General features: G+C 62.9%; 24 protein-coding genes. 9 read left to right on the forward strand and 15 right to left on the reverse strand.

Annotated features, from left to right (window positions below; translation table 11 throughout):
* The first annotated feature begins 23 nt into the window (after positions 1 to 23).
* The 5 genes from VSR72_RS22325 (at position 24) to VSR72_RS22345 (ending at position 5656) form a co-directional block, all read left to right on the forward strand.
* Positions 24 to 782, forward strand: a complete 759-nt coding sequence (locus VSR72_RS22325; protein ID WP_342954504.1) for an SDR family oxidoreductase — start codon at positions 24 to 26, stop codon at positions 780 to 782.
* Between the two features lie 70 nt (positions 783 to 852).
* On the forward strand, positions 853 to 2181 hold the full coding sequence (locus VSR72_RS22330) for an MFS transporter (protein WP_342954505.1): 1329 nt from the start codon (positions 853 to 855) through the stop codon (positions 2179 to 2181).
* A gap of 29 nt (positions 2182 to 2210) precedes the next feature.
* Entirely contained in the window at positions 2211 to 2603 is a 393-nt protein-coding gene (locus VSR72_RS22335) for a VOC family protein (RefSeq protein WP_342954506.1), read from the forward strand.
* 51 nt (positions 2604 to 2654) lie between these two features.
* Entirely contained in the window at positions 2655 to 3911 is a 1257-nt protein-coding gene (locus tag VSR72_RS22340) for a citrate synthase (protein ID WP_342954507.1), read from the forward strand.
* A 197-nt stretch (positions 3912 to 4108) separates the two neighbouring features.
* Positions 4109 to 5656, forward strand: coding sequence for a methyl-accepting chemotaxis protein (locus tag VSR72_RS22345; RefSeq protein ID WP_342954508.1), 1548 nt, complete (start codon positions 4109 to 4111; stop codon positions 5654 to 5656).
* Positions 5657 to 5797: 141 nt separating this feature from the next.
* Here VSR72_RS22345 and VSR72_RS22350 read toward each other — a convergent pair whose 3' ends face one another.
* The 3 genes from VSR72_RS22350 to VSR72_RS22360 form a co-directional block, all read right to left on the reverse strand.
* Complete coding sequence (locus tag VSR72_RS22350) at positions 5798 to 6097, reverse strand: hypothetical protein (protein ID WP_342954509.1); 300 nt, start codon at positions 6095 to 6097, stop codon at positions 5798 to 5800.
* 160 nt (positions 6098 to 6257) lie between these two features.
* On the reverse strand, positions 6258 to 7286 hold the full coding sequence (locus VSR72_RS22355) for a helix-turn-helix domain-containing protein (protein ID WP_342954510.1): 1029 nt from the start codon (positions 7284 to 7286) through the stop codon (positions 6258 to 6260).
* 264 nt (positions 7287 to 7550) lie between these two features.
* On the reverse strand, positions 7551 to 8255 hold the full coding sequence (locus tag VSR72_RS22360; RefSeq protein WP_342954511.1) for a BON domain-containing protein: 705 nt from the start codon (positions 8253 to 8255) through the stop codon (positions 7551 to 7553).
* Positions 8256 to 8490: 235 nt separating this feature from the next.
* Between VSR72_RS22360 and VSR72_RS22365 the strand changes: the two genes are divergently transcribed.
* Positions 8491 to 9078, forward strand: a complete 588-nt coding sequence (locus tag VSR72_RS22365) for a rhomboid family intramembrane serine protease (RefSeq protein ID WP_342954512.1) — start codon at positions 8491 to 8493, stop codon at positions 9076 to 9078.
* 136 nt (positions 9079 to 9214) lie between these two features.
* Positions 9215 to 9949 (forward strand): lytic transglycosylase domain-containing protein, encoded by a 735-nt coding sequence (locus VSR72_RS22370; RefSeq protein WP_342954513.1) that lies wholly within the window; start codon positions 9215 to 9217, stop codon positions 9947 to 9949.
* A 55-nt stretch (positions 9950 to 10004) separates the two neighbouring features.
* On the opposite strand, the gene glnA is transcribed toward VSR72_RS22370, so the two are convergent.
* From glnA to VSR72_RS22385, 3 genes are all read right to left on the reverse strand, one after another.
* Positions 10005 to 11504, reverse strand: coding sequence for a type I glutamate--ammonia ligase (glnA, locus tag VSR72_RS22375; RefSeq protein ID WP_342954514.1), 1500 nt, complete (start codon positions 11502 to 11504; stop codon positions 10005 to 10007).
* 19 nt (positions 11505 to 11523) lie between these two features.
* The gene (locus VSR72_RS22380; protein WP_342954515.1) at positions 11524 to 11727 is read right to left on the reverse strand and encodes a hypothetical protein; all 204 of its coding nucleotides are present in this window, start codon (positions 11725 to 11727) and stop codon (positions 11524 to 11526) included.
* A 351-nt stretch (positions 11728 to 12078) separates the two neighbouring features.
* The gene (locus VSR72_RS22385; RefSeq protein WP_342954637.1) at positions 12079 to 12318 is read right to left on the reverse strand and encodes a hypothetical protein; all 240 of its coding nucleotides are present in this window, start codon (positions 12316 to 12318) and stop codon (positions 12079 to 12081) included.
* Here VSR72_RS22385 and VSR72_RS22390 point away from each other — a divergent pair.
* Positions 12247 to 12411: a zinc ribbon domain-containing protein gene (locus VSR72_RS22390; protein WP_342954516.1), complete on the forward strand. Its 165-nt coding sequence runs from the start codon at positions 12247 to 12249 to the stop codon at positions 12409 to 12411. The two genes, VSR72_RS22385 and VSR72_RS22390, sit on opposite strands and share 72 nt — an antisense overlap.
* 15 nt (positions 12412 to 12426) lie before the next feature.
* Here the strand turns inward: VSR72_RS22390 and VSR72_RS22395 are convergent, their stop codons facing one another.
* Genes VSR72_RS22395 through VSR72_RS22405 form a run of 3 tightly spaced genes read right to left on the reverse strand, consistent with a single transcriptional unit; the run spans position 12427 to position 18258 of the window.
* Positions 12427 to 15480, reverse strand: a complete 3054-nt coding sequence (locus tag VSR72_RS22395; protein WP_342954517.1) for an efflux RND transporter permease subunit — start codon at positions 15478 to 15480, stop codon at positions 12427 to 12429.
* Positions 15481 to 15491: 11 nt separating this feature from the next.
* The gene (locus VSR72_RS22400; RefSeq protein ID WP_342954518.1) at positions 15492 to 16643 is read right to left on the reverse strand and encodes an efflux RND transporter periplasmic adaptor subunit; all 1152 of its coding nucleotides are present in this window, start codon (positions 16641 to 16643) and stop codon (positions 15492 to 15494) included.
* A 37-nt stretch (positions 16644 to 16680) separates the two neighbouring features.
* Positions 16681 to 18258, reverse strand: a complete 1578-nt coding sequence (locus tag VSR72_RS22405) for an efflux transporter outer membrane subunit (protein WP_342954519.1) — start codon at positions 18256 to 18258, stop codon at positions 16681 to 16683.
* A 143-nt stretch (positions 18259 to 18401) separates the two neighbouring features.
* Between VSR72_RS22405 and VSR72_RS22410 the strand changes: the two genes are divergently transcribed.
* Positions 18402 to 19928, forward strand: a complete 1527-nt coding sequence (locus VSR72_RS22410) for an FAD-dependent oxidoreductase (protein ID WP_342954520.1) — start codon at positions 18402 to 18404, stop codon at positions 19926 to 19928.
* Positions 19929 to 19949: 21 nt separating this feature from the next.
* On the opposite strand, the gene VSR72_RS22415 is transcribed toward VSR72_RS22410, so the two are convergent.
* The 6 genes from VSR72_RS22415 to VSR72_RS22440 all read right to left on the reverse strand — a co-directional run bounded on the left by VSR72_RS22415 (position 19950) and on the right by VSR72_RS22440 (position 26486).
* On the reverse strand, positions 19950 to 20294 hold the full coding sequence (locus tag VSR72_RS22415; protein ID WP_342954521.1) for a hypothetical protein: 345 nt from the start codon (positions 20292 to 20294) through the stop codon (positions 19950 to 19952).
* Between the two features lie 17 nt (positions 20295 to 20311).
* Positions 20312 to 20701, reverse strand: a complete 390-nt coding sequence (locus tag VSR72_RS22420) for a hypothetical protein (protein ID WP_342954522.1) — start codon at positions 20699 to 20701, stop codon at positions 20312 to 20314.
* Between the two features lie 38 nt (positions 20702 to 20739).
* Complete coding sequence (locus VSR72_RS22425; protein ID WP_342954523.1) at positions 20740 to 21144, reverse strand: hypothetical protein; 405 nt, start codon at positions 21142 to 21144, stop codon at positions 20740 to 20742.
* Positions 21145 to 21420: 276 nt separating this feature from the next.
* Positions 21421 to 23919: a glycogen/starch/alpha-glucan phosphorylase gene (locus VSR72_RS22430; protein WP_342954524.1), complete on the reverse strand. Its 2499-nt coding sequence runs from the start codon at positions 23917 to 23919 to the stop codon at positions 21421 to 21423.
* Between the two features lie 898 nt (positions 23920 to 24817).
* Positions 24818 to 25909: a hypothetical protein gene (locus tag VSR72_RS22435; protein ID WP_342954525.1), complete on the reverse strand. Its 1092-nt coding sequence runs from the start codon at positions 25907 to 25909 to the stop codon at positions 24818 to 24820.
* A gap of 172 nt (positions 25910 to 26081) precedes the next feature.
* On the reverse strand, positions 26082 to 26486 hold the full coding sequence (locus VSR72_RS22440; protein ID WP_342954526.1) for an SRPBCC domain-containing protein: 405 nt from the start codon (positions 26484 to 26486) through the stop codon (positions 26082 to 26084).
* Between the last annotated feature and the right edge of the window lie 29 nt (positions 26487 to 26515).

Below are 26515 nucleotides of genomic sequence, written 5' to 3' on the forward strand. Positions count from 1 at the left end.
TGGAATCGGGAAGAGGACGCGAAATGTCTGCATCGAAAAAGGTCGCCGCCGTAACGGGCGCTGGGTCCGGTATCGGCCGCGCGAGCGCCGTGGCGCTCGCCAGCGCGGGGTTCGCGGTTGCACTGATCGGCCGCCGCATCGAGCCGCTGCTGGAGACGAAGGAACTCATCGGCAACGTGGGCGGAGAATCCCACGTGTTTTCCGCAGACGTGACCGATGCGGCATCGGTGGAACACGCGTTCGCGCAAATCGCGCAGACCTTCGGCCGCCTCGACGTGCTGTTCAACAACGCAGGCCGCAATGCGGGCGCCGTGCCGCTGGAAGACTATGAAGTGGACTTCTGGAACGATGTGGTCGCAACCAATCTCACCGGCGTCTTTCTGTGCGCGCGCGCCGCGTACCGGCTCATGAAAGCGCAGTCGCCGCAAGGTGGACGCATCATCAACAACGGTTCGATCTCTGCGCATTCGCCGCGGCCGCACACCATCGCCTACTCGGCCACGAAACACGCCGTGACGGGCATCACCAAATCGATCGCGCTCGACGGCCGCGCGTACAACATCGCGTGCAGCCAGATCGACATCGGCAATGCGGCCACGCCGCTCACCGAGCGCATGAACAAGGGGGTGCTCCAGGCCGACGGACGCCTCGCGCCCGAAGCCCGCATGGACGTGACGCACGTCGCGAATGCGGTCGCGCACATGGCGAGCCTGCCGCTCGAAGCCAACGTGCTCAACATGACGATCATGGCGAGCGCGATGCCGTTCGTCGGCCGCGGGTAGCGACACGCTGCACCCAAATCGAACGCCCAAATAAAAAAAGCAGGCGTCAAAACTGATATTGGAGACACCGATGAAAGTCATAGAGGAACAAGCCTTGCCCGCGCAAACCCAGGCCTACGCCGAAAGTGCGGATAGCGCGAAGCGCTCCAGGGTCCGGTACTTCGTGCTCTCGATGCTGCTCGTGGCGACCGTGCTCAACTTCGTCGACCGCTCGGCGCTGGGCATCGTGGCGCCTGGGCTTTCGAAAGACCTCGCGCTCAACAAGATGCAGATGGGCGAATTGTTCGCGGCATTCGGCCTCGCCTATTCGATCGCGCTCGTGCCGGGCGGCATTCTCACCGACGTGCTCGGCTCACGCGTGGCCTATGCGCTTTCGCTCGTCGGCTGGTCGATCGCCACGCTCACGCAAGGTCTCGCGAGCGGCTATCACATGCTGCTCGGCTCGCGCCTTTCCATGGGCGCGCTCGAAGCGCCGGCCTTCCCCTCGAACACCCGCGCCGTTACCTTGTGGTTTCCCGCGCAGGAACGCGGCTTCGCAACGAGCGTGTACGTGATGGGACAGTACGTTGGCACGCCCTTGTTCACCGGCCTGCTGCTGTGGATTTCCTCGGCTTATGGCTGGCGCACCGTGTTCTTCGTGACGGGCGGCTTCGGCATTCTCTTCAGCATGGTCTGGTATCGCCTGTATCGCGATCCGCACAAGCATGGCTCGGTCAACGCCGCGGAGCTTCAATACATCAACGAAGGCGCAACGCCTGCCGCACGCAAGCCGCGTGAGAAGTTCGACTGGCGCATGGCGCTCAAGCTGCTCAGCTACCGCCAGATTCTCGCCATCTGCCTCGGCAAGTTCTGCAACAACACGCTGCTCGTGTTCTTCACGACGTGGTTCATGACGTACCTGATCGAAGCGCGTCACATGTCGATGATCAAGGTGGGCATTTTCCAGGCCATGCCCTTCATTGGCGCCACGATCGGCATTCTCTCGGCGGGCTTTCTCTCGGACTTCTTTATCCGGCGCGGCGTGTCGATCTCGGCGGCGCGCAAAGCCCCGCTCATCATCGGCACGATGCTGGGCGCCTCCATCGTGCTCGTGAATTTCGTCGAGTCGAACGAAGTCGTGATCGCCATTCTCACCGTGGCCTTCTTCGCGCAGGGCATCGGCTCGATGTCGTGGGCCGCCGTTTCCGAAATCGCGCCGCGCCAGTACGTGGGCCTCACGAGCAGTATCACGAGTCTCGCGGCCAATATCGCGGGCGTGACCACGCCGCTCATGATCGGCTATATCACGCAGCACACCGGGCACTTCTACTGGGCGCTCAACCTCATGGGCGCGATCTGCCTGCTCGGCACACTCTCGTATTCACTGCTGCTCGGCAAGCTCTCGCGCATCGAACTCTGACACTCGCACACACACGGGGTGAAAATCGCATGATCGAATTCAAGTGGGACCATCTCCAGCTCTGCTCGGCAAATGCAGAGGCTACCGCTGCATGGTTCGAACGCTGTTTGAACGCTGAAATCGTGCGCAGGCCGGGGCGCGTGGATCTGCGCATCGGCGAGATCAACCTTTTCATCACGCAATTGACGGGCGAACCCGGCGCACCGCAAACGCATGAGGCGCGCTTGCAAGGCATCGATCACTTCGGCGTGGTGGTGGACGATCTCGACGCGGCCTTCGCCCACCTCGCGCTTCACGAAGCGGAAATCATCAAACCCGTGCATCAGATTCGCGCGGGTGTGCGCGCCTGCTTCGTGCGCGCGCCGGGCGAGATTCTCATCGAAGTGCTCGAGCGGCGGCCCGCCGAGATGACTTTTCGCTGAAAAACCGTCAATATTGCCGCTGAATCTCCGCTCTGCCCCGTCTGCCCTGCCATGCCAAACTGGATCACCCTGACTGAAGCCGCCCGACAACTCGGCGTGCAGGCGCAGACCGTCTATGCCTACGCAAGCCGCGGCAATATCGCGGTCATGCCCGATCCGCACGACCCGCGCAAGAGCCTCTACCGCGCCGAAGACGTCGCAAGCCTCTGCCGCAAGAAACAGGTGGGCCGCAAGCGTGAGGCGCTCGCCGCGGGCACGATCTTCGGCGCGGAGCCTTGCATCTACAGCAGCATCACCACCTTTTCGAAGGGCCGCCCGTATTACCGGGGACGCGACAGCATCAGCCTCGCGCAGACGGCCACGCTCGAAGACGTGGCCACTCTCCTGTGGAACGCACGCGCGGACGTGACGTTCGAAGCCGCCGACGTACGCCTGCATGGCGACGAACGCGGCCGCGAATGCGCGTTCACCTCGCTTGCGGCCATCGCGGCGCGCGGCCACTCCACGCTCGGGCGCACGGACACGGCCTTGCATGTCGAGGCAGGCCGGCTCGTGGCGGTCGTCGCCCATGCATTCGGCGCACGTTGCGAGGCGTCGGCGAGCCCGGCCCTGCCGCCGGTTCACGAACGCCTCGCGCTAGGCTGGGGCCAGGGTCGCGAGGGCGCTGAGCTCATCCGCCGCGCCATGGTGCTCGTGGCCGATCACGAGATCACGAGTTCGGCGTTCGCCGCACGCATCACGGCTTCGACGGGCGCGTCGCTGCCGGGCTGTCTGCTCACGGGCCTCGCCACGCTTTCCGGCCCGCTGCACGGCGACGCCTCGGGCCGCGTGCGCGCGGTATTCGATGACGTGGGCCGGCTCGGCGCTGAGCATGTCGTCGCGCATCATTTGCAATCGGCCATTCCCATTCCGGGGTTTGGACACCATCTCTACCCCGACGGCGACCCGCGCGCGGACGCCCTGCTGGAAGTGCTTGACCCGCCCGCGGAACTCGCCTCCTTCATCGAGAAGGTCGTGGCGCTCACGGGCCTCAAGCCGAATATCGACGTGGCGCTCGCCACCCTCGCCGCGCAACTGAAGCTACCGCGCGACGCCTCGTTCGCGCTCTTCGCCACGGCGCGCAGCGTCGGGCTGCTCGCGCATTGCATCGAGCAGCTCAGGGTGGGCAAGGTCATCCGCCCGCGCGGCCGCTACACCGGGCCCGCGCTCGAAGACACCAGCGCCCCCGCGAACGCGGAAGACAACACCAGAACACCCGACGCGGCCACGCTCGAAAAGAACCGCCTGTTCAAGTCTGTGGCGCGCTGAAGCACTCAAGCACGCGCAATTTTTTCCGATTGGATCGGGAAAACCACAATTGCGCGAAGCCGCCTGCACCGGCCTTCAGTTCCCTCGCCAAACGCCGTAAACATGTCCTGAGCGTGTTCAGTGCCTTGCCGTTTCGCACGCGCAAGGCCACTGCCGTTTTTCTGCTACGTAGCCCCTCGCGTTCTGGAGCCCTCTTCGTGTTTGCACGACTCTCTATCTCTGTCCGTCTGCGCATCGCCGTCGGGGTGCTGGCCTTGCTGATCGTGGCAGCCGGCGTTTCCGGCCTTGCAGGCATGTCGCGCACCAATACGGCGCTCGGCTATGCCTATTCGAACCAGTTGGTCGCCGCCATCAACATCGGCAAGTCGAACCTGAATCTGACCATCGCGCGCACGACGCTCGACCGCATCCTCCTGCACCCCGACGCGCCCGACGTTCAGCCTCTGCTTGAAAAAGCGCAGAGCTATCTCGCGACCTCGAACAAGGCGTGGGAGGTCTACCGCTCGCTGCCGCACGCCCCCGAAGAACAGGCGCTCGCCGACGGCGTGCAGGCCGCCCTCACCGACATGCTGGAGCAAGGCATCCAGCCGCTCATGGCCGCGATCAAGCAAGGCGACCGGCAGGGTCAGGACGACATCGCGATGAAGCGCATTCCGCCGCTCTCGGTTGCGCTCACCAAAGCCTCGACCGCGCTCGAGGCGTGGCAGAAGACGCACGGCGAGCAGGCATTCGACCGCGCGCAGGACCGCTACGAGTGGCTGCGCGCCGGCAGCATCGCGCTGATCGTGCTCGGTCTCGCCGTGGCGCTCGTGTGCGCCGCGGGCCTGCACCGCGCGATCGCGGCTCCCCTCGAAAACGTTCAGGGCGCGCTCCAGCGCATTGCGGACGGCGACCTGACCGCAAACCTCGAAACGCGTTCCAGCGACGAAATGGGCCGCCTCGTGGCGAGCCTGAAGTCCATGCAGGACGCACTGGCGCATACGGTGCGCAAGGTCAGCCATAGCTCCGAATCCATCTCTACGGCGACGCGCCAGATTGCCGCCGGCAACGACGACCTGTCTCAGCGTACAGAGGAACAGGCCGCCTCGCTGCAGGAAACGGCCGCGAGCATGGAGCAGCTCACCGCCACGGTGAAGCAGAACGCCGAAAACGCGCGCACTGCGCAAACGCTCGCCAACAGCGCGCAGGAAGTTGCCGATCGCGGCTCGCAGGTCGTGAGCAACGCGGTGCAGACGATGGAGCGCATCGACGGCAGCTCGCAGAAGATCGCCGATATCACCGGCATCATCGAAGGCATTGCTTTCCAGACCAATATTCTCGCGCTCAACGCGGCGGTGGAAGCCGCGCGCGCGGGCGAACAGGGCCGCGGATTCGCCGTTGTCGCGAGCGAGGTGCGCTCGCTTGCGCAGCGTTCCGCGGCGGCGGCGAAAGAGATCAAGACGCTGATCGCCGAGTCGGTCGAGCACGTTTCGTCGGGCTCGGAGTATGTGCGCTCGGCGGGCGAGACGATGAACGAGATCGGCGAGTCCATTGGCCGCGTGACGACCATCATGCACGAGATCGCGAACGCTTCCGAAGAGCAGCGCGACGGTATCGAACAGGTAAATCTCGCGGTCTCGCAGATGGACCAGGTTTCGCAGCAGAACGCCGCGCTGGTGGAAGAAGCGGCCGCAGCCGCGATGGCGCTGAGCGAACAGGCCGACTCACTGCGCGATGCCGTTGGGGCCTTCCGGCTCGCGCACTAAAGCGCAGCACGGCCGCTAGAAGCGATTGATCGAGGCGCGTTGCCGGCTAACCGGCCGCCTCAATTCGACGCGTTGTTCAGCAAGAGGCGCCGCGCGCTTGCATACCGGCGCGGCCAACTGCTCTCTCTTGCCGCGCGCGGCTCAGCTCGCGCAGGCCAACTCCGGCATCCGGCGCGACGCGTCGAAGTCCCGGGCTTGCGCGGCAGCCGCAGCGCAGCCGCGCTTTTCCAGCCGCTCGGCCAGCAGCCAGCAAAACGCGTCCAGCGCGGCCCCGCCGTGCGTCGCTATGAATTCGTGCATGACTTCGTACACGGCGTTTTCCTGTGTCGCCACCGAAAGCATGCTCGAAATATGCGAGGCGCCACGCGCGAGTTCGAGCGAATACGCCGCTTCGTAGTAGCACAGGCCGCCTTGACGCGGTTTTTTGTGGCTCTTTTTCATGTTTCCCCCGTTCGCCTGAATCTCACAGGCGCCTGCATCTTTGCAGGTGACGCATGACGCGGCAATGAATCGGCGGTGCGCGAAGCCAAATCTGTCGTTACGTCTCAAATACTTGTTGTTTTGTCTCACAAGCGGCTTGCGCGATCTACGTGATTCATGCTCAACGCATCAACGCCATCCAGTAGCGCCAGTCGTCCGCGCCGGTCTCCTTCGCCAGTTCAGTTTCGCCATTGAGCGCCAGCATGCGTACCGCCCGCGGCGAGAGGCCAATCGAGCGGCGAAATGCGCGCGTGAAATTCGCGGCGTCGGTGAATCCGTGCATGGCGGCAATATCGGCAATCGACATGGTGCGCCGCGCCGGGTCGGCGAGCATCTCGCGGCAGCGCCGCAGGCGGCGCTCGCGCACATATGTCGCGAACCCGCCTTCCTGCTCGAAAAGGCGGTACAGCGTGGCGCGCGACATGCCGAATGCGCGCGCAACGATTTCCGCGTTCAGTTGCGGATCGGTCAGGCGTTTCTCCACGTAGCGGCATATCGATACGAACGCGCATTGCTGAACGGCCGGCATGTGCTCCGGGCTCACGCTCGCATTGAGCGCGCTGGCCGCGAGCTGAAGCGTGGCGGGCATGACTGCCTGGGCGTTGGCAAGCGTCATCTGCGGGGCGTGCCGGTAAAGCGCGGCCAGATGCTCGCGCAGCAGCGCGACCGTCGGGTCGGCGCCGCGAATCACACGCATGCTCTGCTGGTCGGGCGCAGTCAGCAACGGTGCGAGCAAGCGGCGCGGCACCGCCAGATTCAGGAATTCGCTTTGCGTGGCTTCGGTCGCGAGCGGTTGAGCCGCGTCCACGATGAACATGTCGCCCGGCTGCGTACACGTTTCGGGGCCGCCGTCACGCGCCCGGCAATGGCCGCCCAGATAGAACTGCAGAATATATTGATCGTGGCCGTCGCGCCCGATCTTTGCGTTCGAGCGGTCGTAGCGCTGCGCGCCCGTGTGGATCGAACCCAGCACCACGTCGCCGAACAGATAGCCGGTCACGCTGGTTCCGAATCCCGCGTCACGCGCTTCGGCAGTCTGCGTGTCGAAGATGACGCTCACCGCCTCGCGCCATGCGGAAAACTGCTGGTCGCGCGGCAAGACGCGGGTGTCGAACGCGGAATGCGGCAAGGAGTTTGGCGTTGGGCTCATAGGCCACCTGACTATGCGAAACGGCTAAGGGATGGGAATCCTCCACTCGATAACTGCGCTATCGGTTGCGCACACAAATTCTTTAGGGCGTGCGCGGCAATGAATGCTGAGTACAGGGAACACACCTGGTTAAGCGCGTGGCCAGGGAAATAGCGACCGAGGGGGCGCGCTCAGGTTTGATCGCGGCTCGCAGGAATGAATGTTTGCGAACCATATCCACTCACGCCACCTTGTGGATCCGGATCGCTGCCATCGAGGCGTTGGTCAGGCTCGCACCTCGATGCGGTTGACCACGCCCGCAATCGTGTCCAGACACCACGCATCCATCTCTGCCTGCTGCTTCTCGGCTTCGGTCGCCACAGACCCCGCGAGCGTGATCCGCTGGTTCTCCACATTGATGGTGATTTGCCCAGCGTGCAGGCGTGGATCGGCTTCGAATACGAGCGCGAGAGCCTCGCCGATCTCTTCATCGCCATCTGCCTCAGCGGGCACCAACTCCAGCAGATTCACCACGTCCCGGCAGCCGCCGACCCACCACGCGATCGCACCCGCGAGCCGCCGGTGCGACAGACTGATCACCTGGCCCGTCAAGGTCGCGACGCCAGCTTCAACTGTCACCTCAACAACGCCGCCGCCCTCCTCACCCGCTTCGTCCATGGTCCCGCGCAGCATTTCGAGCTGGCCCTTCACGCGCGCACAAATCACGCAGTTGCGGAATTCCATCGTCTGCAGAATCCGTTCGCAGATGCGCGTACGCAGCTCGCCGTCTCCGATCGGCGGCGCAGCGCTAACGCGCAACTGGTCGATGAGCGGTTCGCCGTTGCTGTAAGCCCGGGTCAAATGAATCAGCCGCTTTTTCGACGCAACGTCCGGCACCTCGCCTGCAACGGTCATGGCACCGTTCTCGAGGCTGATATGAATGGGGCAATGGTGGAGCTTCAGGTGTGATTCGCGTTCGAACGCCGCCATCACCTGTCTGAGGATCGCATCGGTGCGTTGCATGACCGGCCTCGCGAAAAGGGGGACGAAGCAGAGCCCTCCTCTCACGCGGTGCGGGTTCTGCTCGGTTCATTATAGTTAGTGCGCTCTTTCTGACTTGCGCGGCGCGAAAGGAAACGGCCGTATCATCGTCCAGTTACATAGGACTCTGAAGCAAATCGAACTCTTAAGTCACCGTTAAGCCTGCCTCCGTAGAGTCCGAAGTATGACCAACACCGCGAGTCATCGAAGCTTCGCCACGCAGATCGAGATCCGGATCGTGGCGCTCGCCCTCTTCGTCGGCTCGATGTGGGCGGTCTTCTTCCTGTCCGCGGCCTTCCCGTCGCTGCGCCTTACCCACCACGGCGTCGTGCCGCGCACCGTCTCCGGCTTCCAGGGCATTCTGTTCGCGCCGTGGCTTCACGGCAGCCTCGCCCACATCATGGCGAACACAGGCGGACTCGTGGTTCTCGGGTGGCTCGCAATGTGGCCGCGCATCGGGAATTTCGTCGTCGCGACCGCAGGGGGCATGCTCGGCGCGGGGTGTTGCGCCTGGCTCCTTGGCGCCCCGCAAAGCGTCCATATCGGCGCGAGCGGGCTCGTTTTCGGCTACGCGGGCTATCTGGTCGCACGCGGCATTTACACACGCCACTTCCTCGCCATGCTGGTCGCCCTCTTCGTCGTGGCCGCTTACGGCGTCAGCCTGCTATCGGGCGTGCTGCCGATCTATCCCGGCATCTCGTGGCAGAGCCATATCGGCGGCGCGCTCGGCGGCGTCCTTGCTGCGCGCCTGACGATCCAGCCCCGGCCCTGATGAGGGCCCCTCAAAATAGAGGGAAAACTCAATGGCGACACCCGGACACATCTCTTGATACGCGGCACGGCGCACACTAAAGGCTGCGTCAACGATCCGCCTGTTGCTCTCTGTGCGGCTTTATTGCGGAGGCAACATGTCCTTCACTCCGAACACCCTCACCCAGATTCCCGTTACTCATTCGCATCTGATTCGCCTGAGCGCACTGCTGCGGCGCTGCGCCGGTGCGCTGACGATGATTCTGCTGAGCCCGATTCTGGCGGGAGTCGCGTTGCTCGCTTACAGCGAGGACTACCTCAGTGGCGAGCAGGAGCGCTCGAGGAGAGTCATCGTCGTCGGCCAGGTGGCGGGCTGGAAGCCACCGCCCGAGGCACAAAGTCTGGCGAGCGCGACTGAGGTTGCCGTGCAGTCTCGCCGACCCGGAAGGCTCAATGCCGCCGTGCAAGTCTGGGCTTCAAAGCTGAACTTTACCGCCCTTGAACAGCGCTTCGGACTGCCAACCGGATTGCTTGGGGCGCTCGCGCAGCAGGAATCGTCAGGCAACGCCCGCGCGGTCAGCCACGCCGGTGCCCTGGGCTTGTTCCAGCTGATGCCGACGACGGCGAGGGAATATCATGTCGACCCGATGAATCCTTCGCAGTCCGCATGGGCCGCTGCACGAAAGCTTTCCGGCCTGATTCGGCACTACGGGGGAGATCTCACGTCGGCGTTACGCGCCTACAACTGGGGAGAAGGCAATCTCGACCGCAAAGGCCTCGGGCTGGCGCCGACACAAACACTGTCCTACGCACCGTCGGTGCTATCACGCATGGGCGATTACAGTGGCGACGCAGTCTCACCTCAGCTCGTGGCCTTCCGGCCCCGGACATGATTCCACCCGCGAGCAACGACGACTGCCGGACATTGCGACCGCTTTCAACGCAGTATCAGATGTCGAAGTACAGATAAAACTCCCACGGATGCGGGCGTAGCCTGATCGCCTCGATCTCACGCTTGCGCTTGTACTCGAGCCACATATCGATCACATCATCAGTGAAGACATCGCCTCTGCGCAAAAACTCGTGATCGGCCTCGAGCGCATTCAGCGCTTCATCGAGCGAACCCGGCACCTGGCGGACATGCTTCGCTTTCTCGGGCGGCAAGTCGTAAATGTTCACATCGAGCGGGTCGCCCGGATCCGTCCTGTTTTCGATGCCGTCGAGCCCGGCCATCAGCATCGCCGAGAACGCGAGGTACGCATTAGCCGACGGATCGGGACAGCGGAACTCGACGCGCCGGGCATTGGGCGAATCGGAGTACATCGGAATACGTGCGGCCGCCGAGCGGTTGCGTTGCGACATCGCCAGATTCACCGGCGCTTCGTACCCTGGTACGAGACGCTTGTAAGAGTTCGTGGTCGGCGCGCAGAACGCCATCAGCGCTGGCGCATGCTTGAGCAGGCCGCCAATATACCAGCGGCATAGGTCCGACGTGAGCGCCCAGCCGTGTGCATCGTAGAACAGATTCTCGTTGTCCTTCCACAGGCTTTGATGGCAGTGCATGCCGCTCGCGTTGTCGGCGAAGAGCGGCTTCGGCATGAAGGTCGCCACCTTGCCACGCTGGCGCGCCACATTCTTGCAAATGTACTTGTAGATCATGACGTTGTCGGCCATGCGCGTGAGCGTGGCAAACCGCATGTCGATTTCGTTCTGCCCTGCAGTCGCCACCTCGTGGTGATGCACTTCCACCTGCACACCCGCCTGCTGAAGCAACAACACGATCGTTGAGCGGAGATCCTGCAGCGTGTCATGCGGCGGCACCGGGAAATACCCCTCCTTGTAGCGAGGCTTGTAACCCAGGTTGCCGCCGCCATACGCGCCTTCGTCGCGCCCCGTATTCCAGTCCCCTTCGGCAGATTCGACGTAGTAGTAGCCGCTGTGTGCATCCTGGCCAAACCGGATCGAATCGAAAATGAAGAACTCGAGTTCGGGTCCGAAGTAGCACGTGGTCGCCATGCCGCTCTGCCGCAGGTACGCTTCTGCCTTCCGCGCGATGTAGCGCGGATCGCGCGAATACGCCTGATGCGTCACGGGATCGACCACGTCGCAGATCATCGACAGCGTGGGCGTTTCGCTCACAGGATCGATGAACGCCGTCGTTGGATCCGGCCTGAGAAGCATGTCGGATTCCTGAATTTCCTGGAATCCGCGAATCGATGAGCCATCGAAGCCAATTCCTTCGGCAAAGAGGCCTTCGTGAACCTCGGGCAGCGTGATCGAGAAGTGTTGCCAGAGACCGGGCAGGTCGGTGAACTTCAGGTCGACGATCTGGATCTTGTGCTCGCGCAGTAGTTCGATAACCTGCTGCGGGTTGTCAGGACGCGAAACGCGAAAACTGCCGGCGTCGACGGATACATCGAACGGCGATGCACCTTGTGAACTGGACATGGGGACCCTCCCTGCGCAGCTACTGATCGTGTGCGAGCGCTTCGAGACGAGCGAGGCCTGCGTCTTTCGCCGCGCGCTCCGTGGCGAACGGTTCTTCGGCGACGAGCGAGCGCCGCACTTCGCGCGCATCGAAGTCGACCAGCGTGATGACCCACACCCAGCCGCCGATCTGTTCGGCGGTCTGCACGGATGCGCGCATGTTGCCTTTGTCCTTGGTGTTCATGTGACCTCCTCAATAAAAAACACCGGAAGCATCCCCCGCCCCGCGCAGCAGGGGAACATGGGTTACACGGTCGACAGGAATTGTGCAAGCACTACATAACTCGTCATGGCGGTTCCCCGTTACGAGTCAACGCCCGGAAATGCCGCGTGGGGTACGGCCCTGCTGCCCCTGCCTCCGCAACACTTCATTTTAGGTAATGGGAATAGACATACCACGGGTTCCCGCGAACCGGCCCCCGTTATGCGCGCTGGCTGGAAGTGATCGCCGCGACAACTTTCAGTGCGAATTCCACCGCCGCGGAACTAGAATTCAGGCATGGTCGCATTCCCGAAGGAGGCTGCCATGACTCAGTCAATGATCAGTTTTTGGGTTGGCCTTGTGGTTCTCGTCGTCATTGCCATGATCCTGTCCCGTCGCTACAGGCGCGATCACACGGGAGAGAGCCTGAGCCAGTGGCTCGACACGCACCATATGAGCTGGATGCATCGCAAGCACTAGCGTTCTCGTTAGAGGAATAACATGCCGACTTACCAGTACAGGTGCGAGAAGTGCGGCGAGATGTTCGAGCATGCCGAGCATCTCGCCGAACATGTCACCGCTCATCCGCCTTGCCCGAAGTGTGGAAGCGAGAAGGTTCAGCACCTACCCACACCATTTGTGGCGAAAACGTCCAGAAAGTCCTGAGATCGCTTCAGTCGCTCAGGCCTCTTCGGGATGCGCCCTGTCCCGATGATGGTCTGCAGCGAGGAACATATACATCGCGGGCACGACGAACAGCGTGAACAGCGTGCCGATCGACATCCCCGTGAAGATCACGAGTCCCATCGCGTTGCGGCCGGCCGCGCCCGCACCCGATGCGATCACGAGCGGCAGCACGCCCAGCACCATCGCGGCCGTCGTCATCAGGATCGGCCGCAAGCGCACGCCCGCCGCTTCTTCGAGTGCTTCGCGCTTGCCGCGGCCCGCGCGTTGTAGCTCATTCGCGAACTGCACGATCAAAATGCCATGCTTGCTGACGAGGCCCATCAGCGTGACGAGGCCCACCTGCGTGTAAATGTTGAGCGTAGTGAGTCCCACGTTGATGAAGATCAGCGCGCCGAACAGCGCCATCGGCACCGACACGAGAATCACAACCGGATCGCGAAAACTCTCGAACTGGGCGGCGAGCGCGAGAAACACGATGATCGTCGCCAACAGCAGCGTGATTACGAAGCCGCCGGACTCCTGCACGAACTGTCGCGACAAACCGGAATAGTCGGCCGTGTAGCCCGTCGGCGCGACGGCGGTGGTGGCCTGGCGCAAGAAGTCGAGCACTTCGCCCTGCGAGATGCCCGGCGCGAGCACGCCGGAGATCGTTGCCGAGTTGAGCTGCTGGAAGTGATTGATCGACTCGGGCACGACGTTGCGCTGCAGATGCGTGACCGTCGATGCGGGAATTACGCTGCCACCTGGCGTGCGCAAGTAATAGTCGAGCACTTGCGACGGGTTCAGCCGGTCCGTTTGCAACACTTGCGGAATCACCTTGTACGAGCGGCCTGCAATTGAAAAGTAGTTGACGAAGTTACCGCCGAGCGCCGCGCCCAGCGTCTGCCCAACATCGCTTTGCGTCAGGCCGAGCGAAGCGACTTTGTCGCGATCCACGAGCAACACGCTTTCCGGCTTGTCGATCTTCAGATCGCTGTCCACGAAGAAGAACATGCCGCTTTCGCGCGCCTTTTGCAGCACGGCTTGCGACACTTCGTTGAGGTTCTCGAACGGCTCAGTCGTGCTGATGACGAACTGCACGGGCAATCCTTGCGCGCCCGGCAGGGGCGGAAACTGAAATGCGGCGACACGCGCGCCCGCGATGCCGTTCCACTTCTGCTGCAATTCCTGCTGCAATTGGGTCGCGCCCTTCTTGCGCTTGTCCCACGTCTTGAAGAGCACGCCGCCGATGCCCTGGTTCAGCGTCGGCACGCCCGTTAGCTGGAACATCTGCGAGTACTCGGGCAGCTGCTTCGAGATCTCGAAGACCTGGTCCGCGTAGGTCTGCATCTGCTGGATCGTCGCGTTCGGCGGCCCCAGCACCTGGGACAGCACGATGCCCTGGTCCTCCTGAGGTGCAAGCTCCGACTGCGATGTCACGAAGAGATACACGGCGCCGCACAGCAGCAGCGCGCCCATCACGACGAACACGGGCCACGTATCGAGCATCGCATGCAACAAGCGCCGGTAGCCGTGATGCACGCGCTCGAACTGCCGGTCGACGAAGCGCGCGAAGCGCCCCGACTGCTGGTCCGTGCGAAAAAAGCGCGAGCACATCATCGGCGAAAGCGTCAGCGCGATCACGCCCGAGACGGTGACGGCGCCCGCCAGCGTGAACGCGAACTCGGTGAAAAGCGCGCCTGTCAGTCCGCCCTGAAAACCGATCGGCGCATACACGGCGATCAGCACGACCGTCATCGCGAGAATCGGGCCGCCGAGTTCGCGCGCGGCAATCAGTGCGGCGTCGAAAGGCTGCTTGCCCTCTTCCTTCATGTGGCGGTCGACGTTCTCGACCACGATGATGGCATCGTCGACGACAAGGCCGATGGCAAGCACGAGCGCAAGCAGTGACAGCAGATTGATGGAATAGCCGAGCACCTGCATCACGAAGAACGTGCCGATCAGCGAGAGCGGCATCGCGATCACAGGCACGATCACCGCACGCAAACTGCCAAGGAAAAGAAAGATCACGACGGTCACGATCAGCAGCGCTTCGACGAGCGTCTTCACCACTTCTGCGATCGCTGTGTTGATGAAGTCCGTCGCGTCGTAGACGATGTCGCCCGTCATGCCCGTCGGAAACTGCTTCTGCAGGTCCGGGAAGATCGCTTTCACGCGCTTTGCGACGTCGAGCACGTTCGCGTCGGGCGCCACCTTGATGCCGATGAACACCGATCGCTTGCCGCTGAACGCGACGTTGAAGTCGTAATTGTCCGCGCCGAGCACGACGTTCGCGACGTCTTCGAGGCGCACGATCGCGCCGTTCTTCTGCGTGACGACGAGTTTCCTGAAGTCTTCGACGGAATGCAGGTCGGTGCCCGCATTCAGATCGACGCTGATCATCTGGCCTTTAGTCGTGCCAAGCGTCGCCAAATAGTTGTTGTTGCCGAGCGCCGCGAAGACGTCGCCAGCCGTTACGTTGTGTGCGGCGAGCCTGCTCGAGTCGAGCCAGGCGCGCAGCGCGAACTGACGGCCGCCGAGCACTTCCGCGGTCTGTACGCCCTGGACCGAATCGAGCTTCGGCTTCACGACACGCAGCAGATAGTCCGTGACGTTGTTGCTCGGCAGCACGTCGCTATAAAAGCCCATGTACATCGCGTCGGTCGTTTGCCCCACCTGCACGGTCAGCACCGGCTGTTGCGCCTGCGGCGGCAACTGGTTGCGCACCGAAGCGATCTGCGTATTGATCTCGGTGAGCGCGCGATTGGAGTCGTAATTGAGGCGCAGCGTCGCGGTGATCGTCGAGACGCCCGTGGTGCTCGTCGACGACATGTAGTCGATACCCTGTGCCTGCGCGATCGCGGCTTCGAGCGGCTGCGTGATGAAGCCCGCCATCGTGTCGGCGCTCGCGCCATAGTACGCGGTGGTGATCGTCACCACACCGTTTTCGGTTTGCGGATACTCGCTGACCTTCAGCGCCGCCAGCGAGCGCAAGCCGAGCACGAGTATCAGCAGACTCACCACCGATGCGAGCACCGGGCGTTCAATGAAGAGGTCGGTGAATTTCATCGCGCGCCCCTCTATTGTTCCTGAGGCGTCGGATTCGCGCTGTCCGCAGGCAGCACGCGGTTGTCGATCACGAGCGGTGTGCCATTTTTCAGTTTTAGCTGACCGCTCGTCACGACCTGCGCGCCTTCGCTGATGCCCTTGAGGATGGCGACCTGGTCGCCGCGCGTCGGACCCGGCGTGACGAATACCTGTTGTGCGACGGGCAGGATCTTGCCTTGCGCATTCTTTTGCTCGCCGGGCTTCACGATGAACACGGTCGCGCCATACGGGTTATAGGTGATCGCTGTTTGCGGCAAGGTCAGATAGCGCTGCGCGCTGCCCGCATCGATCTTCACGTTCGCATACATGCCGGGCAGCAGCTTGCGCTCGCGATTGTCGACGGTCGCTTCGATCTGCACGTTACGCGTGGTGCTGTCCACGCGCGGATTGATCGAGCGGATCTTGCCGTCGAACGTACGGGTGCCGAACGCATCCGTATCGACGACGATGGCCTGACCCACCTGCAACTGGCCGAGCTGCTGCTGCGGCAGAAAGAAGTCGGCGTAGATCGGGTCGATGGCTTGCAGCGTGACGATGGCGTCGCCCGGATTGAGGTACTGACCGGGGTTGACCGTCGTGATGCCCACGCGTCCCGCGAACGGCGCGCGAATCGTCTTCTTTTCGACGAGCGCGGCCTGTTGATCGACCTGGGCTCTTTTACTCTTAAGGTCGGCGGCGTCGCCGTCGAGCTGCGCCTTGGCAATCGCCTGAATGCCGAACTGCGCCTTGTCGCGGTTATAGACCGTTTGCGCAAGGTCCGCCGCTGCTTGCAGCGATGCGAGCTGCGCGCGGTCCGAATCGTCGTTCAGGCGCACGAGCACCTGGCCTGTCCGCACCTCCTGGCCCGAGTTGAACGCGATCTCGCGCACGAGCCCCGCCACTTCCGTCGTCACGTCGACGCCCCGCACCGCGCGCAGGCTGCCCACCGCGGCAAGCTGCGGCTGCCATGTTTGATAGCCTGCGACAGCGGCCGTGACGGTGGCGGGCGGCGCGGTATTGCTCGCCATGAACTTACGGATCATGTGAGCTCTGAACAAATTGAAACCGACCAGCGCGGCGAGCAGGATGCCCACGCAGATCAGCATGATGATCATCCGCTTTGTCATCGGTTTTTTCGTCGTCATCGTCGCGTCCTTGCAGGAGCGGCTACTGCATGAGGATTCACTTCGGCGTCGCCGGCGCTGGCTGGGCTGCCTGGCTCGTCGCCGTGTCGTTCCACCAGCCGCCGCCGAGCGCCTGGAACAGCGCCGCCGTGTCCGCGTAGCGCGCGGCCCGCGCCTGCGCGAGATTCACGACGGTCTGCTGGTATTGACGCTGTGCATCGAGCAGCGCCAGATAGCTCACGCCGCCGATGCGAAACTGGCCGCGCGTCAGGTCGAGCGAATCGCTGGCCGCGCGCCAAGCTTGCGTCTGCGCGCTCAGGCCGGTTGCATCGTGTTCGAGCGCGCGTAACGTGTCAGCGACGTTCTGGAAGGCGAGCAGCACCGTTTGGCGGTATTGCGCGTTAGCCTCGTCGAATGCCGCTTCTGCTGCACGCTTTTGCGCGCTCAACTGGCCGCCGTGAAAGATCGGCTGCGTGATGCCTGCGCCGAGGCTCCAGATCATGTCGGCGTACTTAAGAAGGCCCGCGGGCGTCAGCGCCTGCGGACCGTAACTGGCGGAGAGCGTGAGCTGCGGATACATGTTCGCCGTCGCGACGCCGACCTGGGCGCTCGCCTGATGCAGCGTGGCATCGGCGGCGAGAATGTCGGGGCGCTGCCGCACGAGCGAAGACGGCACGCTCACGGGCAGCGTTTGCGGCAGCGTGAACATCGACATCCTGAACTCGGGCACGTCGGTATCGCTCGGCGGCTTGCCCGCGAGGACCGCGAGCTGGTCACGCGTCTGGTCGAGCGACTGACGCAACGGCGGCAAGGTCGCGCGCGTCTGCGCCACCAGCGTTTCCTGCGCCAGCAGCGCGGTGCGGCTCACGCCGCCCAGCTCGAGCTGCTGGCGCATGATGCGAAGCTGCGCATCTTCGTCGTCGGCGATGCGCTCGGTCGCATCGATCTGCTCGCGCAGCGAGGCTTCCTTCACGGCCGCGGTCACGATGTTCGCGGTCAGCGCGAGATACGCGGCTTGCAATTGAAAGCCCTGGTAATCGACCTGCGAGCGCAGCGATTCGAGCTCGCGCCTTCCGCCGCCGAACACATCGAGGTTGTACGACACGCTCACCGATGCGTTATAGAGGTTCAGCACTTCTGTGAGTTGCGGCTCGCCGAACGTGACGCCGTTGAACTTCTCGCGCGTCGCATTGGCCTTCGCATCGACGGACGGATACAGCGTGGTGCCGATTTGCGCACGAAGATTTTCGCCGGCCTGCCTGAGCGCCGCTTGCGCCGCGGCGACGTTGGGGCTGTTGGCGAGCGCTTCGCGGATCAGCGTGTCGAGCGGCTCGCAATGAAAGAGCATCCACCACTGCGCAGGAATGTCCTGGCCGGCCACGAACTGTTGCGGGACACCCGAAGCGCCCGGCGACGAGGCCGTTTGACCGGGTAGCGGCGTGGACGTGTAGGTGTCCGTAGCGGGCGGGGCGGGCGTATGGTAGTTCGGGCCGACCGTGCAGCCGGACAAGGCGGTCAGGACAGCGACCCATGCAGCGCGCGCGAGCACCCCGCGGGCTGCATGGCGGCGAGACGCACGGCGCGAACGCCGGTGCAGGCGGCTGCGACTGAATCCGTGGTTGACGTCATCGATCATCGATCCACCTTGTTTCACTGCGTGGAATACGAACGAAACGGCAGATGCAGAGTTTGAAATCATGCCACAGGTGGCGCCGGCCTGATCGACCTGGACTACCATTGATCTACTCTCTCGCTGGCCACGTCCCCACGGAGGTCGATATGAGCGGTGACGCATCGAATGAAAGCGGGCCTGATCTGGCCCAGGGCGTGCCCGTCGAATCTCTCGGCGAAGCGGGCCTGTTGTCAGGGCACGTCGGGAATGACGCGGTGCTGATCGCACGGCTCGGTGACGAATTCTTCGCGATCGATGCTGCCTGCACCCACTACCACGGCCCGCTCGCCGAAGGGCTGATCGTCAGGGACACGGTACGGTGCCCATGGCATCACGCGTGCTTCAGCCTGCGCACGGGGGAAGCGGTGCGAGCGCCCGCGCTCAGCCCGGTCGCGTGCTGGGCTACAGAGATCCGCGGCGACAAGATTGTCGTGCTGCACAAAAAAGCGCCGTCCGCGGGTTCCGTGACCTCGCCGGCCGGCGCGCCACAGAAGATCGTGATCGTCGGCGCAGGGGCTGCCGGTTTCGCTGCTGCCGAGCGTCTGCGGCGCCTCGGCTACGCGGGCAGTCTCACGATGCTGAGCGACGACGACGCGCCGCCGGTGGACCGGCCGAATCTCTCCAAGGACTATCTGGCCGGCAGCGCGCCCGAGGACTGGCTGCCGCTTCGCGACGACGCTTTCTACGCCGATCAACGCATCGATCTGCGGCTGAACGCCGGCGTCACCCGCCTTCACGTCGCCGCGCAGGAAGTGGAACTCGCGGATGGGAGCAAGGTGCCCTACGACCGTCTGCTTTTAGCGACGGGAGCCGAAGCGGTCCGCTTGCCGATCCCCGGCATGGATTTGCCGCACGTGCGTACCCTGCGCACATTGGCCGACAGCCGCGCCATCATCGCTCGCGCGGCGAACTCGCGGCGCGCGGTGGTCATCGGAGCCAGCTTCATCGGGCTCGAAGTGGCGGCGTCGTTGCGAGCGCGTGGACTCGAAGTCCACGTCGTCGCGCCGGAGCAGCGTCCGATGGAACGTGTGCTGGGGCCGCAGATGGGTGAATTCGTGCAGCGGTTGCATGAAGAACACGGCGTCGTCTTCCACCTCGGGAACACCGCCAGCGCGATCGATGCGCAGCAGGTATCGCTCCAGGCGGGCGGCAAACTGGACGCCGATCTGGTGGTGGTCGGCGTCGGCGTGCGGCCACGGCTGGCGCTGGCCGAGCAAGCCGGCCTCGCGATCGATCGCGGCGTGGTGGTCGATGCCTGCCTGCAGACCAGCGCGCCCGGTGTGTTCGCTGCCGGCGACATCGCTCGCTGGCCCGATCCTCACAGCGGCACGGCAATTCGTGTGGAGCACTGGGTCGTCGCGGAGCGCCAGGGACAAACGGCGGCGATGAACCTGATTGGCGGACGCGAGAAGTTTGACGCCGTGCCATTCTTCTGGAGCCAGCACTACGATGTCCCGATCAATTATCTCGGGCACGCGCAGAGCTGGGACGAGATTTCAGTCGAAGGCGATATTGCAGGACGCGACTGTTTCCTGCGCTACAAGCAAGGCGGACGTGTCCTCGCCGTGGCCTCTATCTATCGCGACGTAGAAAATCTGCGTGCAGAAGTCGAGATGGAGCACGACTTGCGTTGACGCCGAAACGCATCGCACCGGTCACCGCCCGGCCAGACTCTTGAGGATTTTCCGCACGATCCGTTCGTGCCGCTCGAGCGCCTCTGCGAGCGTGCCGGCGCCATAGCTCTCGTTGTCATCTCGCGCTTCCATTCCGGCGATTCGCGTCACGAAGAGCGCGGGTTCCCCTGCCTTCGTGTCGGCCACACCGCGAAAACGCGTCGTGACCGTCACGCCGGACTCTTCGAGCAGCGTGCGGCGAAAGATCAATTCGTTCTCGGCCATCCAGCGCGACCACTCGCTGTGGTCGAACACCTCGACAGGCCTGTTCTTCGTATCGAGGACGTAGAAGCGTTCACCCTTGGGCGGCAGAGAGCGGGATCTCATCTAGCTGGCATCGGCGACTAGTCGAGTTTCATGATGCCCATGTGCATCGCGGTGTCGGCACACATGACGACCAGCTTGTCGTGCGAAACACCTTCGGTCAACCGATGATTCAGCACCTCGTCGAATGTCCCGGCGCACTCCGAGACCGCGCTCATCGCGTCTCCTTCCGTCCGGTTGTAGGCGCCAGCGAGAAGCCATCGCGCCCGGCATTTTGCGGAGTCTATCGTTTCCTGAACTGAAGCATCAGGGCCTGCTGCGTGGCATTCGGGAATCGCTAGCGGCTGGAATGCTTGCGACAAGGTGGGGATGAGGAAGGCAGCGGCAACGATGTATCGACGGCACATGGCAGCTCCTTTCTTGAGGATCTTCTTACCGCCGTTGATTCGCGACGATGAGTCAATCGACAATCTATCACTTCTGCCAAAGTCGGTGAGTGTGCCAGCCGTCACATCAGCGCGGACTCCTTCTGGCCGACGCGCAGCCGATCCATCAAGTCGTTGGTCACCCGGCGAGCCGTCGATAAATCGCGTCGCAACCGTTCAAAGGCAACCATCGCCCATGGAACGACGAATACGAATACAACGCATTCCAGTCCGGTCAGCACGGCAGCCATCGCCCGGTTTGCCTGCGTACCGTTATGCGGTAACCAGTGAAGGTGCCACACGAATGCCGGTTTGATCCCAACGTCGAAAGTCATTGCCAAAACCAGCATCAACGCGACGTGCAATGCCCGCTGCATTTCGAGGACAGCCGTCGTGTCGTCATTGTCTTCGTGAATGAGCACGATCATCCGGCCAGCGATCGCGAGCGTCATTAACGCGAGGGCGCAAAAACAACTCAATTCGAACATATGACTTTATCGTCCACCAGAAACGAGAACGGCGTCCTGCACATCAGGTCTTTCAACCCGTTACGCAGGACGCCGTTGCCCAGTGAGCCCGTTGCCGGGCAGTTCAGTATTCAGTGATGCTCAGTGCTACGGAGCGAATCGCCATTGACACGCCTTGGTGCAATGCAACGCAAGTGTCGTGCCAGTCCGTTTCGCCCGTCGCGTGCATGCATAGTGCTGCACTGCGGCGCAGCGCGGCACGGTTCTGGTGCGCAACGGCACCGATCGCGTTCAAAGTCAGCGGCGATCAAGGCAGATTTGCACGGGCGTGATCTTCCAGATCCGTTCACAGTATTCGCCGATCGCGCGATCGGACGAGAACTTCCCCGAGCGCGCCGTGTTCAGGATCGACATGCGCGTCCAGCGCGCCTCGTCTTTCCAGACTTCGCTCACACGCTCCTGGCACGCGACATAGTCGGCGTAATCGGCGAGCACGAGAAAAGGATCGGCCCGCATCAGGTTCTCGACGAGGAGACGAAACATCTGCTGGTCGCCACGCGAAAAGCATCCGGCGGCAATCAGGTCCAGCACGTCGCGCAACTCCGCATTGCCTTCGACGTACTGCGCGGGCCGATAGCCTTCGCGTTTGATGTGTTCTACCTGCTCCGAAGTCAGACCGAACAGAAAGAAGTTTTCGTCACCCGCTTCTTCGCGGATCTCGACGTTGGCGCCGTCCAGCGTGCCGATCGTGAGCGCGCCGTTCATCATGAATTTCATGTTGCCCGTGCCGGATGCTTCCTTGCCGGCCGTTGAAATCTGCTCGGACAGATCGGCGGCGGGATAGATGAATTGCGCGTTCTTCACATTGAAGTTGGGAAGGAATACGACCTTCAGCCTGCCCTCCATCATGGGATCGTTGTTCACGACCTCGGCGATGCCCGTGATCAGCCGGATCATCAGTTTCGCCATCTTGTAGCCTGGCGCCGCTTTTCCGCCAAAGATAAAACAGCGCGGCACGCAACCCTGCTCCTGACTACGGCGCAGACGCTGGTAAAGCGTGATGATGTAAAGCGCGTTCAGATGCTGTCGCTTGTACTCGTGAATGCGCTTTACCTGAATGTCGAAGAGTGCGTCGGAATCCACGATGACGTTCGTGGCGTTGCGGATGCGCTCCGCCAGCACCGCTTTGTTCGCCCGCTTCACTGCACGCCACGCTTCCCGAAACGCCGGATCGTCGGCGTATGCCTCCAGCTTCCGAAGCCGCGTGAGGTCGGCGACCCATCCCTTGCCCACCGTTTCATCAAGCAACTGCGCAAGGCCCGGATTGGCGAGCAGAATGAAGCGGCGCGGCGTGACGCCGTTCGTGACGTTGAGAAAACGTTCGGGCCACATCTGCGCGAAGTCGCGCAGTACGGTCTGCGTGAGAAGCGCAGAATGCAGCGCCGCAACACCATTCACCGCGTGGCAACCGATGGTCGACAAGTGAGCCATGCGCACTTTTTTCTCGCCTGCCTCGTCAATGATCGACATCCGCGCCGCACGCGGCTCGTCACCCGGAAATCTCTGCCGCACCTCGTCGAGAAAGCGGCGGTTAATCTCGTAGATGATCTCGAGCGGACGCGGCAGCAACCGCGCGAACAGCGGCAATCCCCACGTCTCGAGCGCTTCGGGCAGCAGCGTATGGTTGGTGTAGGCCAGCGTGCGCCGCGTGATGTCCCATGCCGCTTCCCAGGAAAGCAGCCGCTCGTCCACCAGCAGACGCATCAGTTCGGCGACTGCAATGGCAGGATGCGTGTCGTTCAGTTGCGCGGTGAACATGTCGGCGAAACGCGAAACGGGTTCGCCCTTCAGGTCGAGCAGACACAGCATGTCCTGCAGCGAGCACGAGACGAAGAAGTACTGCTGCTCGAGGCGCAGCCGCTTGCCGGCTTCGGGCTCGTCATTCGGATACAGCACCTTGGACAGCGTTTCGGAGATCACCTTTTCCTGCACGGCCCGGTAGTAGTCGCCCGCATTGAAGTCCTCGAGGCCAAAGGATTCGATCGCCTCGCTCTTCCACAGTCGCAGCGTGTTGCACGTATTGACCCGAAAGCCGGGCATCGGCGTATCGCAGGCCACGCCCTTGACCATGCGCGCAGGCAGCCAGCGCACGCGAAGGCGGCCTTGCGCATCGTTCCACATTTCCGTATGTCCGCCGAACGAGACGTAATAGTTCACGTTGGGGCGCACGATCTCCCACGGATTGCCCTTTTGCAGCCAAAGGTCGGTGACTTCGACCTGCCAGCCATCGCGAATGTCCTGATTGAAGATTCCGAACTCATAGCGGATGCCGTAGCCCACGGACGGAATTTCGAGCGTCGCGAGCGAATCCAGATAACAGGCTGCAAGCCTGCCGAGCCCGCCATTGCCGAGCCCCGGCTCTTCTTCGAGCGCAAGCAGTTCGTCGAGATCCTGACCGAGCGCGCGCATGGCCTCGCGCGCATTGTCTTCGATACCGAGATTGACGAGGCTATTGCCCAGTTGCGGACCAATCAGGAACTCGGCGGAGAGGTAGCATGCCACCCGTAAATCGCGTTCGGCATAGGTCTGAATCGTCGCAGCCCAGCGTTCCAGCATGCGGTCGCGCACGCTATAGGCCAGCGCCATGTACCAGTCGTGCTGGGTTGCTATACCCGGCGTGCGGGCCTGCAGGCAGACCAGATTGTCGAGCACGTCGCGCCGCAATGCGTCGACGCTCAGGCCGCTACGCGCGGATTCGGCGCTCGGGTTCACGCCTGATGTCGGGGTGGTGGCCACGATGCATCCCCATGTTTCACCGGTTCAAGAATCTATTCGGGCCATGCCCAGTCCGTGACCTCGGGGCGATCCTCGCCCCCCGAACGCCGGAGGTCACCCGATGCCTGCGCGCGGGCATCGGGTTTCGCAAGATGCAGGACATCGAAGCCTGTTAGCCGTTTGATGAAGAGAATGATCAAAACTCAGTGTTTCTCAATTTCCGGTTCCAGTATTCGATCACGCGCGTCCGTACAGAACGTCGAACCACAACTCATGTTTCCTGTAAGTCACCTTTTCCCGGTTTCCGACATGGGCTCGCCGCAAGCCTTGCATCGATAGCATGTGTACCCTTGCGGGTCCGTGCCGTTTTCCACCAGTCCGGTCGTGCGAATCGGTTCCCACTCAGACGAGTACTGCGGGTCTTCCTCGCACCCCACCTCTTCACCGTCGTGTCCGTTGATGCACACGAAGTATCGCCGTATCAACGTCGTCATCGCTGCCCTCCTGCGGCTTACGATTACTGCGAAGCGACGCTTCAGCCGCGCAAGCTGGCCGTACAGGCCCACTCGTGCAGGATCGAACTCCTGACGAGTCGTGTCCTGCACCGTGCGCTCCGTAGTTTCTAGTATTCCTTAATTAATCAATCCGAGGTCCCCGCCTCTCGTGCGACCGCTTCGTCTGCTGATACGCCGTTACGTATCCATGACTGAACGTTATCTGCGAACCCATTTTTTCGCGCCGCACAACTGAGTGATGTCTATTTTAGTTCTATCAACACCGAGGAAGCTAAACGCTTCGATCCGCCGTACGTTCGCTTGATGCTCCAGGTATCGCCGCTACGCCTGGCTCGATAAGCAAGAGCCGGCCGCATGACGCCGTGACGCACCAACCGGCCCCGCCGAAGCCGTTCCTCCACTTTTCAATAGCCGCCCCTCACACGGTCCCAACCGTATCGCACTGCGGCCTTGAATCGCTCCCACCGATTTTCCGGATAGCGCGACTCCCAGGTTTCGCGAAGACTCTGCTCGGCCCCGGTCCAGTCCGACCCGCGATATCGCTCCTCTTGCCCGAGCGTGGCACCGTGCGTGTAGGCCCGGCGATACTCGTCGTATGAAGCGCCCGTGCTTGCGTAGTGCGCTTCATAGTCCTTGCGCAGTTCGCTTTCGTGGGCTTCGTCTTTGGGCAACGGCGCTCCGAGATTAGGGTCACCCGCGTACCCAGACGGAGGTTCCGCTTTTGCCGAGCCCGATTTTGGATTGTCATCCAGCGCGCCTCGCGTGGCCCCGGCTTCAGGTGCGCCCGCTTCCTGCGACGCAGCATAACCCCACGGAATCGATCCATGATGCTCTGTGCGCGTCGTTGCCTGCTGCGTCTTGTCAGCCGCTTTTGGAGCCGCTGAAGAAGCGGCTCTGCCATGCATCCCGGCGTTTGCGCTGGCAGGAGCGTCGCCGGTGGTGGTCTTGCGAGCATTAGAAGCCGACAACGTGTTGCGCGGCCTGGCGGCCTCGTCCGTTCGGTGAGACTGGGGTGCAGGGTCCGCACCCCGCTGGGAGCCGTCGCTGGAAGCCGAGTCCTGCCGATGTAATTCCGCACCCGGTGTCCTGGCGTCTACAGGCCGGTTGCGCCATTCGTCGGCGCGTTCCCCAATGTCCGCCGCACCCGCCCGGCGCATCAGATCGAGCGTCGTGTCGATCTGCGGCTCGGAAACATCGGCACTGACAAGCGTGCCGCCACGGCGGACAAACTGCCTGTAGTCATCGGCTTCCGGCGGATACTCGCCGGCCTTGAAGAGCCGCGCGAACAATTGTTCGAGTCGATCGAACATTGCCTTGTGATGGCGCACCTCCCCACTGCCCGGGGCATAGACACGCGGCCCCTTTTCGACCGGAGCGTCAGCGCTCGTCGAGTAGATCGCCATATCGGCTTGCAGTACGCCTGCTCCACGGAGCGCCAGTTGCGCCGAATGCGCCTGCGCGTAGCTGTCGAATACGCCTATCACCGTCTGCTTCACGATAGCCTCCATCGCTATTCAACGAGACGCTCTCGCCGCCTCCTGGCGATGCGTGCAACGCGCGTGCCCAGCCCATGCGACACGCGCCGCCTCAAGCCGCTGCTGCCGGCGGGCGGGTGCGCTGGCGCGCGCCCGCCATCCCGTTATAGCTTAGTGCCGGCGCGATTGCGCCTCATTGGCCCAGGACGTTCTGTAGCCGCTGAATGACATCCGGCCATCCCTTGCTCATGCCTTCGAACGCGGCCTTGCCAAGCGGCGAATCCAGATCGAAGCCCTTGTGCTCGAGTGTCAAGCGAGTCCCGCTTGCTTCGGCTGCGAGCCGCCATGTGATCGTCGTATTCAGCGTGCCGGGTGCGAACGAATAAGACAGTAGCCGTTCAGGCTCGACGGCGACGACCTCGCACGACTGCAAGCCCCACGGTCCCATATCGAGCGTGAAGCGATGCCCAACGACCGCGCGCACATCGCCAGCGGCCCACCATCTGGCGTGAATGGCGGGGTCGGTCAGCGCCGCCCAGACTTGGGCCGGCGGGTGTGCAATGAAGCTGGTGTGATGGATGCGTCCGGGTTCTGTCATTTCGTCTCCTCAATGGCGTGTGCAGAAGC

The organism is Paraburkholderia sp. JHI869, from assembly GCF_038900775.1.
In the GTDB taxonomy this organism is placed as follows: domain Bacteria; phylum Pseudomonadota; class Gammaproteobacteria; order Burkholderiales; family Burkholderiaceae; genus Paraburkholderia.